The sequence below is a fragment of the Streptomyces sp. ALI-76-A genome (assembly GCF_030287445.1).
In the GTDB taxonomy this organism is placed as follows: Bacteria; Actinomycetota; Actinomycetes; order Streptomycetales; family Streptomycetaceae; genus Streptomyces.
The window spans coordinates 1,391,526-1,408,858 of record NZ_JASVWB010000002.1 but is presented as its reverse complement, the minus strand read 5'-3'; the positions used below and the strand labels follow the sequence as shown (position 1 = coordinate 1,408,858).

Here is a 17,333-nt window from a genome sequence, read left to right as displayed (position 1 = left end):
GTGTGGGTGCTGACCACATGGGGCGGGAGCCGGATGCTGCCTAGGGTCGGGGCATGACTGCTCGCAGTGCCCTCCCGGGACCCCACGCCCCCATGCTCGACCTCGGTGGCCGCACCGCCCTCGTCACCGGTGCGGCCGGCGGCATCGGCCGCGCCTGCGCGCTGCGGCTCGCCGCCGCCGGGGCGAAGGTGAGAGCGGTCGACCGGGACGCCGCCGGTCTGGAGACCCTCGTCGAGCAGGGCCGCGGGCTCGCGGGCACCGTCGACGCGCGGGTGCTCGACCTCACCGACCTGGACGCCGCCGAACTCGCCGCCGCGGGCACCGACGTCCTCGTCAACAACGCCGGACTGCAACTGGTTCGGCCCATCGAGGAGTTCCCCCCGGACGTCTTCCACACCGTGCTCACCGTGATGCTGGAGGCGCCCTTCCGGCTCATCCGCGGTGCGCTGCCCCACATGTACGGGCAGGGGTGGGGCCGGATCGTGAACGTGTCGTCCGTGCACGGGCTGCGTGCCTCCGCGTACAAGTCGGCGTACGTGGCCGCCAAGCATGGCCTGGAGGGGCTGTCCAAGACGGCGGCCCTCGAAGGAGCGCCCCATGGGGTCACCTCGAACTGTGTGAACCCGGCCTATGTGCGCACACCACTGGTCGAGAAGCAGCTCGCGGACCAGGCCGAGGCGCACGGGATCCCGGAGGAACGCGTGCTGTCCGAGGTGCTGCTGCAGGACAGCGCCGTGAAGCGGCTGATCGAACCGGAGGAGGTCGCCGAGGCCGTGGCGTATCTCTGCAGCCCGCAGGCCTCCTTCATGACCGGCACCTCGCTCGTCCTCGACGGCGGCTGGACCGCGCACTGAGCGGCCGGGCCCGGGTCGCCCGCGGAGTTTTCCACAGGGTGGAACGGGCGGCCGGGCGATGGTGAATCCTGTGAGCATGTCCCGCGATCACGTGCAGTCCACCGAACGAGCCGGAGCCGCCGGAGCCGCCGGTGCGGCCGGAGTGTCCGGCGTCACCGGTGTCACCGGTGCCGTCGGTGTCGCCGGAGCACCGGCCGCAGGCATGCCGAGCGAGGGTCCCGGGGCGCCGGCCCCTGACGGCGCGGGCGCCGCGCCGGTGCCCGGGAGCGGGTCGACGCCCGCCTCGTCGGTCGTGGACGAGACCGCTGCCTCCCCGGCGCCCGGCGCCGCCGAGGCGCCGTTCCTGGAGCTGCTGGCCCGGGGAGCGTCCGCCGAGGCCTATGAGCAGCCGGTGCTGGTCGCCCGTGCCGAAGGCCGGCCGGCCGAGGAGATCGCCGCACTGGAGCGGGCCAAGCCGCTCGCGCTGCGGGTGCGCTCGGAACTGGAGGGGCGGCGTCGCCGGGAGGCGGAGCTGTCCGCCCTCTTCGAGACCGCCCACGACCTGGCCGGGCTGCGCGACCTGGACGCGGTCCTCCAGGCGATCGTGCAGCGCGCCCGGTCGCTGCTCGGCACGGACATCGCCTACCTCAGCCTGAACGACCCGGCGCGGGGCGACACCTACATGCGGGTCACCGAGGGCTCGGTCGCGGCCCGTTTCCAGCAGCTGCGCCTCGGGATGGGCGAGGGACTCGGCGGCCTCGTCGCCCAGACCGCCCGGCCGTACGTCACCGACGACTACTTCAAGGACGACCGCTTCCGGCACACCCGCGCCATCGACGCGGGCGTACGCGACGAGGGCCTGGTCGCCATCCTCGGAGTGCCGCTGATGCTGGGGCAGCACGTGATCGGGGTGCTGTTCGCGGCGGACCGGCGGGCCCGGGTCTTCGAGCGGGAGCAGATCGCGCTGCTCGGCTCGTTCGCCGCGCTGGCCGCGGCCGCCATCGACACCGCGAACCTCCTCACCGAGACCCGCTCCGCCCTGGCCGGCCTGGAGCGCGCCAACGAGATCATCCAGGACCGCAGCGGGGTCATCGAGCGCGCGTCGGACGTTCATGACCGGCTCGCCGAACTCGTCCTGCGCGGCGGTCAGGTCCATGACGTGGCCGCCGCGGTGTCCGAGGTCCTGGACGGCACGGTCGAGTTCACCGAGGCCGTCGCCGCGCCAGCGCAGGCGCTGGAGGCGTCCCGCGCGGAGGGCCACGCCGTGCGGCACGGGGACGACTGGATCGCCGCGGTGGCCGCCGGCGGTGAGCTGCTCGGCGCGCTGGTGCTGCGCGGCCATCCAGGGCTCGATCCCGTCGACCAGCGCACCCTGGAGCGCGCCGCCATGGTCACCTCGCTGCTGCTGCTCGCCAGACGCTCCGCCGCCGAGGCCGAACAGCGGGTGCGGGGCGAGCTGCTGGACGACCTGCTGGACGCCCGGGACCGCGACTCCCGGCTGCTGCGCGAGCGCGCGTCCCGGTTGCAGGCCGACCTGGACGCCACCCATGTGGTGCTCGCCGCCCGGCTCGACGCCGCCGCCGCCGACGCCGACCACGAGGCGGACGCCCGCAGGCGTCTGTGGTCCGCGGCCTCGCACCTCGCCGCCACCCGGCGGGGTCTGGCCGCCGCCCGCGACGGCGGCACCGTGCTGCTGCTGCCGCTGGAGCCGGGCGACACCGCGACGGAGGTGGCCCGTCGCACGGCCCGCCATCTCGGCACCGCCGTGCACGAGCCGGTCACCGTCGGCGCCTCCGCCCCCGTCGAGAAGCTGGTCACCCGGCCGGACGCGGTGGCCGGCGCCTACGAGGAGGGCCGACGCTGCCTGGACGCCCTGAGGCTGCTGGGCCGCTCCGGCGACGGGGCCGCCGCCGAGGACTTCGGTTTCCTCGGGCTGCTGCTCGCGGGGGACCGGGACATCACCGGCTTCGTCCACCGCACGATCGGCCAGGTGGTCGCGTACGACGAACGGCGCGGCACCGATCTGGTGCGCACCCTCGACGCCTACTTCGCGAGCGGGATGAGCCCCGCCCGCACCAAGGACGCGCTGCATGTCCATGTGAACACGGTCGCCCAGCGGCTGGAGCGTGTCGGCCGTCTCCTCGGTGACGACTGGCAGAGTCCCGCCAGGGCCCTGGAGATACAACTCGCGCTCAGACTCCACCGGTTGTCGGGGGCGGGACGCCACTGACCCCCGTACGCACGGACGTACGGGGGCCGGGGAGGTTCCGTTGACGGCTCAGACGGTGCGCGCGTCCGCCGCCGGGGCCGTCGCGGGCGGCGCGTCGGCGGACGGCTCGATGTCGGACAGGTCCCGGTGGCGGGTCTCCTTGGCCACACCCACGGCGACGACGGTCAGGACGGCCGCGGCGATGACGTACAGCGCGATCGGGGTGGAGCTGCCGTAGTCGGCCAGCAGGGCGGTGGCGATCAGGGGAGCCGGAGCGCCCGCCGCGACGGAGGCGAACTGGGCGCCGATGGAGGCTCCGGAGTAGCGCATCCGGGTCGAGAACATCTCCGAGAAGAAGGCGGCCTGGGGCGCGTACATCGCTCCGTGCATGACCAGCCCGACGGTCACGGCGAGGAGCAGGTTGCCGAAGCCGCCGGTGTCGATGAGCGCGAAGAACGGGAACATCCACAGGCCGACGCCGACCGCGCCCAGCAGATACACGGGACGCCGGCCGACGCGGTCCGACAGGGCACCCCAGGCCGGGATCACGGCGAAGTGCACGGCCGACGCGATCAGCACCGCGTTGAGCGCGGTCTGCTTGGAGACGCCGGCCGACGTGGTGGCGTAGACGAGGATGAACGCGGTGATGACGTAGTAGCTGATGTTCTCCGCCATGCGGGCGCCCATCGCCACCAGTACGTCCCGCCAGTGGTGCTTCAGCACGGCGACGAGCGGCAGCTTCTCGGCCTCGGCGGTGTGCGTCGCCTTGCGGGCCTCGGCCTGCGCCAAGGCCTGCTTGAACACCGGCGATTCGTCGACGGACAGCCGAATCCACAAACCGACGATCACCAGTACGCCGGAGAGCAGGAACGGGATCCGCCAGCCCCAGCTGTTGAACGCGCTGTCCGACAGGACGGCGGTCAGCAGGGACAGCACGCCGGTGGCCAGGAGCTGCCCCGCGGGCGCGCCGGTCTGCGGCCACGAGGCCCAGAAGCCGCGCCGACGCGCGTCCCCGTGTTCGGACACCAGCAGCACGGCCCCGCCCCACTCGCCGCCGAGCGCGAAGCCCTGCACGAGCCGTAGCACGGTCAGCAGCACCGGAGCGGCGGTGCCGATGGTGGCGTGCGTGGGCAGCAGGCCGATCGCGAAGGTCGCCCCGCCCATCAGCAGCAAGCTCAGCACCAGCAGTTTCTTCCGGCCGAGCCGGTCGCCGTAGTGCCCGAAGACCAGGGCACCGAGCGGACGGGCGGCGAATCCGACGGCGTACGTCAGGAACGACAGCAGGGTGCCGACGAGCGGATCCGAGTCCGGGAAGAACAGCTGGTTGAAGACCAGGGCGGCCGCGGAGCCGTAGAGGAAGAAGTCGTACCACTCGATGGTGGTGCCGATGAGGCTGGCGGCGACGATGCGCTTGAGGCTGGCGGGGGGTGGGGCGGCGGTCGCGGGGGAGGACATCGGTACCACTTCCAAGCGGTCGGCGGGGACGTGTGCGTGTCGCCATACCGTAGGAATCCGCAGGTCAGTGGCACATGTGGTGGGGCACCATAGTTCTGGGTGCAGAGGTGCGTGCCGCCACCATGACGGCCTGGCCGGAGCCTTCAAGGCGGCGCTGATCGCCCGGCGCAGCGCCATCGAGGAGGCGATCAACGCCGACTTCGGGAACCGCTCGCGCCACGAGACGGCGATGGTGGAGCTCGGCGGCGTCGTCCAGGGCATCGACTACCTGGAGCGCAATCTCCGTCGGTTCATGACGTCGGGCGAGGACCGGGCGGCGCGGAACTTCGGCCTCGACAAGCTTCACGAGCACGACGAGCGCTACGTCCGAGCCAGCGAGTACCTCGGGCTTGTCAGCAGGCTGTGGGAGTCGTGGGAGCCGGACGCGATCCGAGCACCAGGATCGGCCTCGCGCTGCCGTCCGGCATGGTGATCCTCGGCATGACGGCCGGCCTGCTCGGTACCCGGCCGGCGATGCCGGTGTCGGCCGTGGTGGGGCTGGTCGCGCTGACGGCAACCCCGCTGGGCAGCCCACAGCAATCGCAGTCACCCACCCTCACCCACCCTCATGGCTGCTGGGCGGGTCCGGATTCGGCCGGGCGGCTGCGATTGCCGTGCCAGTCCAGTATCACGACCGTGGCGTCGTCCTTGAGGCTGCCGTGGCAGGCGTCGAGCACCGCGGAGGTCAGGCCGCGGACGGCTTCTCTCGGGTGCAGCGCGCGGGTGTCGCGGACGACCGAGGCCAGGTCGACGGCCGCGGCACCGCGCTCCTGCATGCCGTCGGTGAGCAGGACCAGGCGGTCCCCGGGACGCAGGTGCAGTTCCTGTAGGCGGTAGGGGGTGGGTGCCGCCACACCGAAGGGCAGGTTGGCGGCGAGCCGCACCTCTTCGACGGCGTCGTCACGCAGCCGCAGCGGCCTGGGATGGCCGGCGTTGACCAGTTCGCACAGTCCCGTTCCGAGGTCGACGCACAGGAGCAGTCCGGTGGCCAGGCCGCGGTTGTGGCTCAGCAGGGCCTCGTGGGCGTGGCGGGCCTGCTTGAGGGCGTCACAGCCGCTGCGGCGGGCCCGCCGCAGTGCGCCGACCAGCAAGGTGGCCAACAGGGCGGAGTCCGTGTCGTGGCCCATGGCGTCGGTGATCGACAGGTGCAGGGTGTCGCGGTCGAGCGTGTAGTCGTAGGTGTCGCCGCTGATGTCGTCGGCCGGGACCAGTCCGGCGGCCAGGGTGAACTGGTCTGCCTCGCAGCAGGGGGCCGAGGGCAGCAGCTGGTGCTGGATCTCCGCCGCCAGGCTGGTCTCGGTGGTGCGCCGGCGCAGGTGGTACAGGTCGGTGAAGCGGCTGTCCGTGACGATGATGTACGCCAGTGCGTGGGCCGCGTCGCGGACCTGTCGGAGCACGGTGTCATCGGCGTACTGGAGAGTCACCTCCAGTACGCCGATGCAGTCGCCGCGGTTGACGACCGGCGTGAGGATGCGCCGGCCGCCCTGGCCGTCCGGTTCCACATGCTGGCGCAGGCTGCGCAGAACGCCGTCGTAGACGCTGCCGCGCAGATCGATCGGCTCGTCCTGACCGGCGGCCGGACCGCCGGCCGCGGCGAGCCGTACCAGCCGCTGACCGATGAGGTCGACGAACAGGAACGACACGCCCTGGGCACCGAACCGCTTCTGCAAGTCGAGTGCCACCACGTCGACCGACTCACCGGGCGGGGCCGCTTCCGCGGCGGCCAGCAACACGCCCAGTTCCAGATCTCCACCCTTCACAGCAACCTCCCGTCGGTTGCCGACCTTCTTCCCCGAGCCCGCGCGACATCACCTGATCTGCCCATTTTGCCTGGTCAGGGCAGTGGGCAGATCGGTTTCGAGGAGGTCACGGGTCCGTCGGGCGGACCGTCCCCCGCGGTCGGCGGGGCGACGGCCGCCGCGCCCCGTCCGCCGCAACGGGTTCCGCTGCCGGCGGCGGGGCGGGCGACGCACGCGGCTGCCGGCCTGGTGGTGCGTGCTGCACCGGACCAGGGCTTCGGCGAGCAGTCCGAGGACGCCCGGCCGGCCGGGAAGGGCGTGGATGTTTTCTCCAGTCCCTCCCCGGCGAAGTGTCGCTGTGTCCGGTGCAGCGGGGTGGTCAGTACTGCTCGGTCTCCACGAAGCCCGAGTTCGCGTCGTCGTCGGCGCCGAGGGCGTCGGCGGCGGCGGCGGGGTCGAATCCGGGCGGGCTGTCCTTGAGGCCCAGACCCATGCCGGCGAGCTTCGCCTTGACCTCGTCGATGGACTTCGCGCCGAAGTTGCGGATGTCCAGCAGGTCCGCCTCGGAACGGGCCACGAGCTCGCCCACCGAGTGGACGCCCTCGCGCTTGAGGCAGTTGTAGGACCGGACGGTGAGGTCGAGGTCCTCGATCGGCAGGACCAGGTCGGCGGCGAGGGCGGCGTCCGTGGGGGACGGGCCCATGTCGATGCCCTCGGCGTCGATGTTGAGCTCGCGCGCCAGACCGAACAGCTCCACCAGGGTCTTGCCGGCGGACGCCATGGCGTCACGGGGACGCATGGCCTGCTTGGTCTCGACGTCGACGATCAGCTTGTCGAAGTCGGTGCGCTGCTCGACACGGGTCGCCTCGACCTTGTACGTGACCTTCAGCACCGGGCTGTAGATGGAGTCGACCGGGATACGGCCGATCTCCTGGCCCACCTGCTTGTTCTGCACGGCGGAGACGTAACCGCGGCCGCGCTCGACCGTCAGCTCCATCTCCAGCTTGCCCTTGCCGTTGAGCGTGGCCAGGACGAGGTCGGGGTTGTGCACCTCGACACCGGCCGGGGGCGCGATGTCGGCGGCGGTGACCAGACCCGGGCCCTGCTTGCGCAGGTACATCACGACCGGCTCGTCGTGCTCCGAGGAGACGACCAGCTGCTTGATGTTGAGGATCAGGTCGGTGACGTCCTCCTTGACGCCCGGCACGGTGGTGAACTCGTGCAGGACACCGTCGATACGGATGGACGTGACCGCCGCACCCGGGATCGAGGAGAGGAGCGTACGACGCAGGGAGTTGCCGAGGGTGTAGCCGAAGCCCGGCTCCAGCGGCTCGATCACGAACCGGGAGCGGAACTCGTCGACGACCTCTTCGGTCAGGGACGGACGCTGAGCAATCAGCACGGGGTGTTGCCTCCAGTGGTTTGGCGCCCGCTATGTGACGCCGTAGACACCATGAAGGGTACGGGCCATACGGTCCCCGGTGCGGCACCGCACGTTCGCGTGGTGCACGGCGCCGCGACCCGACGGCCTCACGGGATGGGATTCAGCGTTCGTTCCCGATGGCGTGCCTGTGCCGGAATCCGGGGAGGGCGCGCCCTCCGCGTCGCCGTCCGCATCGCCCCGGCGGTTCCCCGGCGTCCGGCGCGAGGCCGGTGCCGTCGGGAGAACGGCGGTGCCGGTTTCAGGAGAACAGGGCGTCCAGGTCGGGCTTCTCGTCCCCGAAGAGGCCGTCCTTCTCACTGAGGGAGGCCAGTTTCCGCAGGGAGGGCAGGTCGATGTCCGGTGGCCAGCCGGGCAGGGTGAGCCTCTTCAGGACATCGCCGCTGATCTTGGTGTAGGTGGTGAGGATCTGGCGGGCCTCGTCCGGGTGGTCGGTGGCGTACCGCAGCGACTCGGTCATGGCCGCGGCGAAGTCCTTGACCAGGCCGGGGTTCTGTTTCTCGACCTGGGCCGAGGTGAAGTACGTGGCGACGGTGAGCCGTGGGTCCGTCTCGGCGAACGGTGAGGCCACGACGCGGGCGCCCTGTGCCTTGGCGACCGTCATCGAGGGCTCGCCCATCCAGGCGGCGTCCACCCGGCCGCCGTCCAGCGCGGCGGGCATCTGGTCGAACGGTATCTCCACGAACTCGACCTTCGAGGGGTCGCCGCCGGCCTGCCGGACCGACTCGCGCACCGTGGTGTCCCCGATGTTCTGCAGGGTGTTCACCGCGACCGTGCGTCCGGCGAGGTCCCTGGCCGACTTGACCGGGCTGTCCTTCTTGACGGCGACCCCGGTGACGTCCGCCCCGACCTTGCCGTTGGAGGCGGCGCCGTTGACCACGGACCGGACCGGCACTCCCTTGACCTGGGCCACCATCAGTGACGTGGTGTTGCTGAACCCGAACTGGAACTGCCCGCGCACCACCCCGGGGATGATCGCCGCCCCGCCCTGGGCGCTCACCATCTCCAGTTCGATGCCCCGGCTGCTGAAGAACCCCTTCTTCTGCCCCAGATAGAGCGGGGCCACGTCGACGATCGGGATGATGCCGACCTTGACCGTGGTGGTCCCGCCCGAGGACGACGTACCGCTCGCCCCCGAGTCCGACGATCCGCACCCGGCCGCGGCGGCGACCGTGAGCAGTACTGCGGCAAGCCCTGGAACGCGCCTTTGCATGGGCTCCTCCTGAAGGAAAGCACCGGTGGACGAAGTGAGGGGGGAACAGGCCGCGACGCCCGAACCAGCCGGACGGGAACCACGAACCTGAGCAGGCACTTCGGCGCCGTACGCCGAACTCGCTTCAGCGGACAGGGGGTTGCGGATGTTGTGCAGTTTATTGACGGCTGAAATCTACACACCTACCTTCGCGCTGTCAGTACTCCGGACAGCTGCGGTCGCGACTGCTCCGGGCCCGCCCCACCGGGAAACCTGAGAAGGAGCTCCGCCGTGACCACCCGCACCAGTACCCGTACCAGGCCCCGTACCAGGACCCGAGCCCTCATCGCCCTGACGGCCCTGCTGCTCTCCGGCGCCCCCGTCGCTCCGGCCGCCCATGCCTCCGCTCCCGCCCCCGCCTCCGACTCCGTCACCCGTGTCGAAGGCACTCTGCCGTCCGGCGCCGCCTATCTGATGGACGTCCCCGCACGCTGGAACGGAACCGTCCTGCTCTACAGCCACGGCTACCGCCCGGCCGGATCGTCCAACCCCGCCCAGAACGGCCCCGACGAAGCCACCACGTCCCTGCTCCTGGACGCGGGTTACGCACTCATCGGCTCTTCCTACGCCGGCACCGGCTGGGCCGTGTCCGACGCGGTGCCGGACCAGCTCGCCACCCTCGACGCCTTCACCGGCCGCTTCGGCCCCGCCCGCGAGACGATCGCCTGGGGGACCTCGTACGGCGGCCTGGTCACGACCGCCATCGCCGAGCGCCACCCCGAGCGCATCGACGGTTCGCTGTCCATGTGCGGCCTGGTGCAGGGCGGCGTCGCGAACTGGAACAGCACCCTCGACGCGGTCTTCGCCCTGAAGGCGCTGCTCGCACCGGACTCCGGCATCAGGCTGACAGGGCTGGGCAGCCAGAGCGAGGCCGCTGCGGCGGCACGGACCCTGTCCACCGCCGTCACCGGGGCGCAGGCCACGAGCACCGGCCGGGCCCGCATCGCGCTGGCCGCCGCGCTGCACGACATCCCCGGCTGGAACAACCCCGCCCAGCCCCGCCCCGCACCCGCCGACTGGGACGGTCAGCAGGCCAACCAGTACCAGGGGATCATGGGCCTGGTGCTCAACCCCGCCTTCTCCTGGCGCCAGGAGGCGGAGAGCCGCGTGGGCGGCAACATGTCCTGGAACACCGGGGTCGACTACGCCGCCATGCTCCACCGCTCCCCGCTCCACAAGGAGGTCACCGCGCTCTACGCCAAGGCCGGGCTGTCACTGAAGGCGGACCTCACGGTCCTCAACCGGACGCCCCGGATCAAGGCCGATCCAGCCGCCGTCGAGAAGATGGCCGCCACCAGTTCCTTCACCGGCAGGCTGGTCAAGCCCCAACTGGCCGTCCACACCACCGGAGACGGCCTCATCCCCGTCCAGGCCGAGAGCGCGCTGCGCCGTGCGGTCGCCGCCGCCGGCTCGGCCCCCCTGCTGCGCCAGGCCTATGTGGAGAACGCCGGCCACTGCACCTTCAGCCCCGCCGAGCAGATCGCCGCCCTGCACGCCGTGGAGGACCGCATCGACACCGGGCGCTGGAAGGCCACCGGCGCCGGCGCCCTCAACGCCCGCGCCGCCGAGGCCGATCCCACCACCCCCGCCCGATACGGCCCGTACCGCCCCGCCGCCTACCCGCGTCCCTACGACCTCGCCCACCCGGGCGACCGCCCCCGCGGCTGATCCGCGTCCGGGACCGACCCGCGTCCGGGACCGACCCGCGTCCGGGACCGACCCGCGTCCGGGACTGATCCGCGTCCGGGACCGACCCGCGTCCGCCCGCCGGGGCACCGGCGGGCTTGACGCACCGGGATCAGCGCTCCGCACCGGGGCTGAGCCACGGACCAGGATCGGCGCCCCGTACCGAGACCGATGCCACCCCCGGCGCTCATGCCACCCGCCGGGGCCGACGCGCACACCGGGGCCGACACCGCGCGCCCGCCGTGGGCACGCCCTCGGCTCCCGCTCACCCACGGGTCCGTAGGGCGTCCGGGGCCGGGCCGGAAACCGGCGGTCGGCCGAGAACCTCCGCACCCCGTGCCGACGGGAGAGCGGCGCCCTGGATCCGATACGCGCCAATGTCATCCGTGCCATCGACAGGCGCGCCGGCATCACCGGCCCGGGCGAACCACCGCGTCACCCACGCGTCACCGTGCGTGGACAGGGTTCTCCGCCCGCCCCACCTCTTCCTCACGTGATCTTCACGCGACGCACACTTCCGGCCGGGCGAGGTCGCGCGCGCCCCGGTCGGGCAGACGGTCCGTTCGCCGCCTGCCTAGCCTCCCAGGCCATGCGATCACCACTCATGAGACGTCTCGGCCTCGGCGCCGTCCTCGCCCTCGTCCTCGCCGTGTTCGGCCTGGCCCCCGCCGCGAGCGCGGCCGACCCGGCACCGGCCGAACTGACGTTCACCACCGACAGCGCCACCACCACGCCCGGCGGCACGGTGAACCTGTCGATGACGATCACCAACAACAAGACCTACGACATCTGGTTCGTGTACCAGACGATCGAACCGACGTGGCTGACCACCCAGCGCCCCGACCTGAAGTACGGCTTCACCGGGTGCAGCCTGGCCACGGCCGCCGGCCCCACCCCCTGCGCCGGGACCGGCCCCGCCGATCTCGGCACCAACTACGGCGCCACCGTCCCACCCGGCCAGAGCCGCACCGTCACGCTGACGCTCCAGGTCGCCGCCGACTCCGGCTGCAACGGAAACATCGGCTTCTACTCGTACTACTACGCCGAGTTCAGCGACCGTACGAGCGCCAGCGGCGGACCGGTCTACACGCCGGAGACGCGCGTGCTCTGCGCCTGACGATCCGTCGGCAACCCGGTCGACCATGGTGCCGGTGACCTAAAACCAGCCTGTGACCAGGCGCACATCACGATGGACAGCCTCGGCGCCGCGCCCGGCGGATCCCAGCGGTCCGCCGGTGCGCGCGTCCCGGGGCCACCAGCACTCGGGGCCCTTCCGCCCATCGGGTCACCCGTGTCACCGCGACGGAAAGGCGCCCGATCCGGTTCCCTGGACGACCAGTTGGACACCTGCGCTTTTCCGTCATGTTTCGCAGCATGACCACGAAAGCTACACACCTGCATCACTATGTGACGCGACGGACGCGTCGGCGACTGGCTTCTGAGGGGGATGTCGGCGTCACGCGAGGGGGTGCACGCGCTCCATGGGAGCCGTGCTCACCCCTGCCCGGGGAGGGGACTTCACCGCATGAAGCGGAGCATACGCACGACGGCGCTGACGGTGGGCGCGCTCGTCGTCGCACTCGGCCTGCCGGCCGGCGCGGCCCACGCCGCCGACACCACGCCCCGCATCGACCTGCGCGTGCTGGTGGTGAGCGACGGCGGTCCGTCCACCGACGCCATCGCGGCGGAACTGGACGCGGCCGGAACGCCGTACACCGAGATCGACCTCACGCGTGCCGACCGGCCCGTGATCGACGCCGGCTTCCTCGCGGACACTGCGGACGGCCGCCCGCGCGCGAAGTTCCAGGCCGTCGTCCTGCCCAACGACAACCCGTTCGCGGCCGGTTCGACGGAGATGGCGGCGCTCGCGGCCTACGAGCGGACGTACGCGATCCCCCAGGTCGACGCCTACACCTACGCGCGTCCGGAGGCGGGTCTGCACTACCCGGTGCACGGCGGCTACGCCGGCGGCGTGGACGGGGTGCGGGCCTCGGTGACCTCCGCCGGCCGGGCGGGCCCCTTCGGCTACCTCGACGGCGCGGTGCCCTTCGAGGACAACGACCCGGCCGTGGGCGAGAGTTACGCCTACCTGTCGACACCCGCGCCGGGCGCCGACTTCACGTCGTACGTCGACGCCCCGATCCCCGGGCGGTCGGCGCGGGGCTCCCTGGTGGGCGAGTACCGGCACGACGGGCGGCGCGAACTCGTCGTCACGTTCGTCTACAACCAGTACCAGCAGCAGTTCCGGCTGCTGGCCCGCGGCATCGTGGAGTGGATGACCGGCGGGGTCCACCTCGGCGCCTCCCGCAACTACTTCGCGGTGCACGTGGACGACGTGTTCGCCGCCGACGACCGCTGGAACACCACCCTCAACTGCACACCCGGCGACGTCGACTGCACGGATCCCGACGCCACGCCCGACCCGATCCGGATGACGCCCGCGGACGTCGACCACGCCACCGCCTGGCAGGACAGCCACGACTTCACCCTCGACTTCGCCTACAACGGCGCCGGCAGCGTCGACCACCGCCAGGACAACAACGGCGCCGACGCCCTCGCGGACAAGCTGATCGCGGACCGCAACCGGTTCCGCTGGATCAACCACACCTACTCGCACCCCTTCCTCGGCTGCGTGCAGGACACCACGACCGTCCCCTGGACATGCTCCACCCACGCCGACGGCAGCACCCGCTGGGTCAGCCGCACCGAGATCTCCGACGAGATCGCCACCAACCGCGTATGGGGACAGTTGGCCGGACTCCCGCTGGAGAACGACGAGTTGGTCACCGGTGAGCACTCCGGCACGAAGGTGCTGCCGCAGCAGTCCGAGGACAACCCCAACCTGGCGCTCGCCCTCGAGGACAACGACATCTCCTGGCTCGGCTCGGACAACTCCCGCGAGCCCGTCCAGCGCCGGGTCGGCACGGCCACCACCGTCCCCCGCTACCCGATGAACGTCTTCTACAACGCGGGCCGGGCGGCCGAGCAGGTCGACGAGTACAACTGGATCTACACGAGCCGCGCCCAGGGCGGCAGCGGCGTCTGCGAGGACAACCCGGCCACCACGACGTGTCTCGCGGCGCCGCTGGACACCGCCACCGGCTACGCCGAGCACATCGTCCCGCTGGAGACCCGGATCGCGCTCGGGCACGTGCTGTCCAACGACCCCAGGCCGCACTTCATCCACCAGTCCAACCTGGCCGAGGACCGCATCGCCTACCCGGTGCTGAGCGGTGTCCTGGACGGCTACGGCACCCTCTTCGCGGACAACACCCCCGTGGTGAACCCGCGGATGAAGGACATCGGCACCGAACTCCGGCGCAGGGCCGCCTGGCAGGCCGCCCTGCGGGCCGGCGAGGTCAGCGCCTACCGCATCGGTGCCGAGGTGACCGTCGCGGCGCCGGACGGGCTGACCGTGCCGGCGACCGCGCCCGCCGGCACCACCCTGGCCGGCGCCGCCTTCGGCGCGCCCTACGCGGGCCAGGTGTCCGGCTGGACGCCCTCGGCGGGCACCCCACTGAGTCTCACCCTGCCGGCGTCCGCCGCCGCCCCGGCGGCCGGCACCGCCGAAACCGCCCCGGCCACCGAGCCCGCGCCGGACACCCGTGTCCCCGCGGGCGTGACCGAGCCGGTTCCGTACACCGCGGGCAGCTGAGGGCACACCGACCCAGGGACCGCTCGAAGGTCCCGGCCGCCCGACGGCGGCCGGGACCCGTACGAACCACCCCACACCCCGGCCGTGGAGCACACCGATGCACGTTCCCCACGGCGCGCGACGCCCCGGCGTGACGCGCGTCACCCTGCTCACCGAAGGCACCTACCCGCACAGTCACGGCGGCGTGAGCGTCTGGTGCGACCAACTCGTCCAGGGCATGCCCGACATCGACTTCGACGTCATCGCCGTCACCGGCACGGGACGCGAACCCGTCGTCTGGGACCTGCCCGCCCATGTCTCGCACCTGCTGTCCGTCCCCATGTGGGGCGACCCGCCCGAGGGCCGTGCGCCCCGCGGGCGGGCCCGTAACCGACTCGCCGCCGCCTACGAGCGGTTCCTGACCGCGCTGGTCGATCCCCGCGCCGAGGAGGGGTTCGCGCCCGCCCTGTACGCCATGGCGCGGGCCGCGGCGGACGGGGCGCTGAGCCCGTTCCTGCGCGGCGACCGGGCCGTCGCGATCCTGGCCGATGTGTGGAACCGGCCGGGCCGGGCCGTGCGCGAGGCCCGGCCCACCCTGCACGACGCCCTCACCGCCACCGCTCTGCTGGAACACGCGCTGCGCCCGCTGGCCGCGCCGACACCGCAGGACGGGGTGGCGCACGCCGTCAGTGGAGGGGTCGCGGTGCTGCCCGGCCTCGCCGCGCTCGAACGGCACGGCGTGCCGCTGCTGCTGACCGAGCACGGCGTCTATCTGCGCGAGCGCTACCTCGGGTACCGCACCGCCCCGTACCGCTGGCCGGTGAAGGCCGTCATGCTCGGGTTCTTCCGGCTGCTGGCGGAGGAGAGCTACCGCCGGGCGGCCCTGATCACGCCGGGCAACCGCTACAACCGGCTGTGGGAGGAACAGGGCGGCGCCGACCCGGAGTCGATCCGCACGGTCTACAACGGCGTGGACCCGGCCGCGTTCCCGCCGGCCGGACCCGAGCCGCAGGCACCCACCCTCAGCTGGGCGGGCCGGGTCGACCCCATCAAGGACCTGGAGACCCTGATCCGCGCCTTCTCGCTGGTACGGGCTCGACTCCCGCACACCCGGCTGCGGTTGTTCGGCGGGACACCACGCGGCGGAGAGGCCTACCGGGACCGGTGCGCGGCGCTGGCCGCCGCACTCGGACACGCGGACGCCGTCACCTTCGAGGGCCGCGTCGACGACATCAAGGACGCCTACGCGGCCGGCAATGTCGTGATGCTGTCCAGCATCAGCGAGGGCTTCCCGTTCACCCTGATCGAGGCCATGTCGTGCGGGCGGGCGACCGTCTCCACCGATGTGGGCGGCGTGCGCGAGGCCGTCGGCGACACCGGACTGGTGGTGCCGCCGCGCGATCCGGCCGCGATGGCCGCGGCAGCGCTGGACCTGCTGCGCGACCCCGAGCGCCGCCGGACGATGGGCGAGGCGGCACGGCTGCGGGTGATCGAGCAGTTCACCCTGCGCCAGACCATCGACACGTTCCGCGCCATCTACCTCGAACTGCCCACCCGGACACGGCGGTCGACGCCCGTCCCGGCCACGCCACAGGCGCTCGCGCCGGTGAGCACGGTGGCCGGATGAGCGGCCCGATATCGCTCGAACCGGGCGGTTGCGAACAGGACACGCTGGCACTGCGGCTCGCGGAACCACCCCGCCCCGCGCGCCGCCGGCCCCGCTGGGCCCTGGACGACAGCACGCTCGCCATCCGGATGCCCCGGCGCGGCCCCGACGAGGAGGCGGTCAGCGAACTCGCCGCCGAACTCGCCGACCGCGTCGGCCCCGCCGTCCACCCCTACGAGGTGGCCGCGCTGCTGGAGGCGGAGGGCCTGTCCGCCTCCCTGATCAAGGAGCGGTACGGCCACCCGAACCTGTTCTCGCTCGCCTCCGCGCTGTACGAGCGGGTGCCGCGCACCTTCCCGGAGCCCGCCCCGACGGCCGACCCGTGGCGCCCGGACACCGTGCGCTGTCTCCTGCGGGGCGTGCTGTTCGCCCTCCCGGGACTCGCCTACCTGCTGACCGCGCCCCTGTGGGACGCGGGCGGTCACGCCCCGGCCCTGATCGTGGCGGGACTCGTCTCCTGGGCCTGGGGCCAGGCACTGGGCCACCGCGCCCACCTGCGGCTGGCGACCGGACGGCGGGAAGCGGGCCGTACCCTCCTGGTCGGCGCGCCCCTCGGAGCGGCGGTCGCCACCGCGGTCGCCGCGCTGCCCGCCGAGGCCGGCCCGGTGACGCTGGTGGCGGCCGCGCAGTCGGCGTACCTCGCGGCGGCGGGCGTCCTGCTGGTGCTGGGGCGCGAACGGCTGCTGCTGGCCGCGCTCAGCCCGCTGGTCGCCGGTGCCGCCGTCCTGCCGTGGTGGGAGCCGGGCTCCCTGCCGCGGGCCGGGCTGCCGCTGCTGGCGCTGCTGGCCACCCTCGCCGTCACCGGGCGGGTCCTGTGGACCGTTGTCGCCGTCCCGCCCGTGCCCGGCGCCGCCCGCCCGCGCCTGCGCTGGTCCCTGCCGTACGGCCTGTTCGGACTGGCGGCGGGCGTGCTGGTGCTGCTGGAGGGGCGGGAGGAGCCGTACGCGGTGATCGTGCTGACCGTGAGCATGGGCCCGGCGGAGTGGCTGCTGTACCGCTACCGCGGGCTGTCGGTCGCCGCGCTGCGCGCCACCGCCACGCCCGCCCGGTTCCTGCTCCGCTCGGCCGGGATCCTCGGCCTCTGCCTGTGCGTCTACCTCCTACCGCTGCTGCCCGCGGCCCTGCTCACCGGCGCGGAGCCGGCCGCCCTGCTGCTGCTCGCGGCGGCGCTGTGGACCGCGCTGCTGCTCCAGGCCTTCGGTGCGGCCTGGCCGTCGGCATTGATCACCCTCGCCGCCGCGGGCGGCGCCGGGGCGGTCACCGTGCTGAACCTGCCCCCCGGCCCGTCGGCGCTGCCGCTGTGCTGCGGCGCGGCGGCGCTGTGTCTGGCGGGGTGCGCGCTGTGGCTCCTGGGACGGCCCGCCCCGCACGTCTGACGT

Annotated in this window: 12 protein-coding genes; 8 read left to right on the top strand and 4 right to left on the bottom strand. The window is 72.7% G+C overall.

Annotated elements, in window-relative coordinates; genetic code table 11:
- Window positions 1-53 precede the first annotated feature (53 nt).
- A complete protein-coding gene (locus QQS16_RS07270; RefSeq protein WP_286060791.1) occupies window positions 54-854 on the top strand; it encodes a 3-hydroxybutyrate dehydrogenase in 801 nt (266 codons plus the stop codon).
- A 202-nt stretch (window positions 855-1,056) separates the two neighbouring features.
- The gene (locus QQS16_RS07265; RefSeq protein WP_502963891.1) at window positions 1,057-3,063 is read left to right on the top strand and encodes a helix-turn-helix domain-containing protein; all 2,007 of its coding nucleotides are present in this window, start codon (window positions 1,057-1,059) and stop codon (window positions 3,061-3,063) included.
- A gap of 48 nt (window positions 3,064-3,111) precedes the next feature.
- Here the strand turns inward: QQS16_RS07265 and QQS16_RS07260 are convergent, their stop codons facing one another.
- A complete protein-coding gene (locus QQS16_RS07260) occupies window positions 3,112-4,497 on the bottom strand; it encodes an MFS transporter (protein ID WP_286060789.1) in 1,386 nt (461 codons plus the stop codon).
- A 67-nt stretch (window positions 4,498-4,564) separates the two neighbouring features.
- On the opposite strand from QQS16_RS07260, the gene QQS16_RS07255 reads away from it, so the two are divergent.
- The gene (locus QQS16_RS07255; protein ID WP_286060788.1) at window positions 4,565-4,969 is read left to right on the top strand and encodes a hypothetical protein; all 405 of its coding nucleotides are present in this window, start codon (window positions 4,565-4,567) and stop codon (window positions 4,967-4,969) included.
- Between the two features lie 133 nt (window positions 4,970-5,102).
- On the opposite strand, the gene QQS16_RS07250 is transcribed toward QQS16_RS07255, so the two are convergent.
- The 3 genes from QQS16_RS07250 to QQS16_RS07240 form a co-directional block, all read right to left on the bottom strand.
- Window positions 5,103-6,296 carry a PP2C family protein-serine/threonine phosphatase gene (locus QQS16_RS07250; protein ID WP_286060787.1) on the bottom strand — a complete coding sequence of 398 codons (1,194 nt, stop codon included), beginning with the start codon at window positions 6,294-6,296 and terminating at the stop codon, window positions 5,103-5,105.
- Window positions 6,297-6,654: 358 nt separating this feature from the next.
- Window positions 6,655-7,677, bottom strand: a complete 1,023-nt coding sequence (locus QQS16_RS07245; RefSeq protein WP_286060786.1) for a DNA-directed RNA polymerase subunit alpha — start codon at window positions 7,675-7,677, stop codon at window positions 6,655-6,657.
- 280 nt (window positions 7,678-7,957) lie between these two features.
- Entirely contained in the window at window positions 7,958-8,929 is a 972-nt protein-coding gene (locus tag QQS16_RS07240; protein ID WP_286060785.1) for an ABC transporter substrate-binding protein, read from the bottom strand.
- 270 nt (window positions 8,930-9,199) lie between these two features.
- Here QQS16_RS07240 and QQS16_RS07235 point away from each other — a divergent pair, with 270 nt between their 5' ends.
- The 5 genes from QQS16_RS07235 to QQS16_RS07215 all read left to right on the top strand — a co-directional run bounded on the left by QQS16_RS07235 (window position 9,200) and on the right by QQS16_RS07215 (window position 17,330).
- Complete coding sequence (locus tag QQS16_RS07235; protein ID WP_286060784.1) at window positions 9,200-10,636, top strand: alpha/beta hydrolase family protein; 1,437 nt, start codon at window positions 9,200-9,202, stop codon at window positions 10,634-10,636.
- Window positions 10,637-11,243: 607 nt separating this feature from the next.
- Window positions 11,244-11,771: a hypothetical protein gene (locus QQS16_RS07230; protein ID WP_286060783.1), complete on the top strand. Its 528-nt coding sequence runs from the start codon at window positions 11,244-11,246 to the stop codon at window positions 11,769-11,771.
- Window positions 11,772-12,179: 408 nt separating this feature from the next.
- Window positions 12,180-14,309, top strand: a complete 2,130-nt coding sequence (locus tag QQS16_RS07225; protein ID WP_286060782.1) for a hypothetical protein — start codon at window positions 12,180-12,182, stop codon at window positions 14,307-14,309.
- A 97-nt stretch (window positions 14,310-14,406) separates the two neighbouring features.
- Window positions 14,407-15,915: a GT4 family glycosyltransferase PelF gene (gene pelF / locus QQS16_RS07220; RefSeq protein ID WP_286060781.1), complete on the top strand. Its 1,509-nt coding sequence runs from the start codon at window positions 14,407-14,409 to the stop codon at window positions 15,913-15,915.
- Window positions 15,912-17,330 carry a hypothetical protein gene (locus tag QQS16_RS07215; RefSeq protein ID WP_286060780.1) on the top strand — a complete coding sequence of 473 codons (1,419 nt, stop codon included), beginning with the start codon at window positions 15,912-15,914 and terminating at the stop codon, window positions 17,328-17,330. The genes pelF and QQS16_RS07215 overlap by 4 nt, the downstream gene beginning before the upstream one ends.
- Window positions 17,331-17,333: the final 3 nt, after the last annotated feature.

Coding starts and splice junctions, on each gene's coding strand:
- QQS16_RS07270 (WP_286060791.1), top strand. CDS start 54: ATGACTGCTCGCAGTGCCCTCCCGGGACCCCACGCCCCCATGCTCGAC.
- QQS16_RS07265 (WP_502963891.1), top strand. CDS start 1,057: ATGCCGAGCGAGGGTCCCGGGGCGCCGGCCCCTGACGGCGCGGGCGCC.
- QQS16_RS07260 (WP_286060789.1), bottom strand. CDS start 4,497: ATGTCCTCCCCCGCGACCGCCGCCCCACCCCCCGCCAGCCTCAAGCGC.
- QQS16_RS07240 (WP_286060785.1), bottom strand. CDS start 8,929: ATGCAAAGGCGCGTTCCAGGGCTTGCCGCAGTACTGCTCACGGTCGCC.
- QQS16_RS07230 (WP_286060783.1), top strand. CDS start 11,244: ATGCGATCACCACTCATGAGACGTCTCGGCCTCGGCGCCGTCCTCGCC.
- QQS16_RS07225 (WP_286060782.1), top strand. CDS start 12,180: ATGAAGCGGAGCATACGCACGACGGCGCTGACGGTGGGCGCGCTCGTC.
- pelF (WP_286060781.1), top strand. CDS start 14,407: ATGCACGTTCCCCACGGCGCGCGACGCCCCGGCGTGACGCGCGTCACC.
- QQS16_RS07215 (WP_286060780.1), top strand. CDS start 15,912: ATGAGCGGCCCGATATCGCTCGAACCGGGCGGTTGCGAACAGGACACG.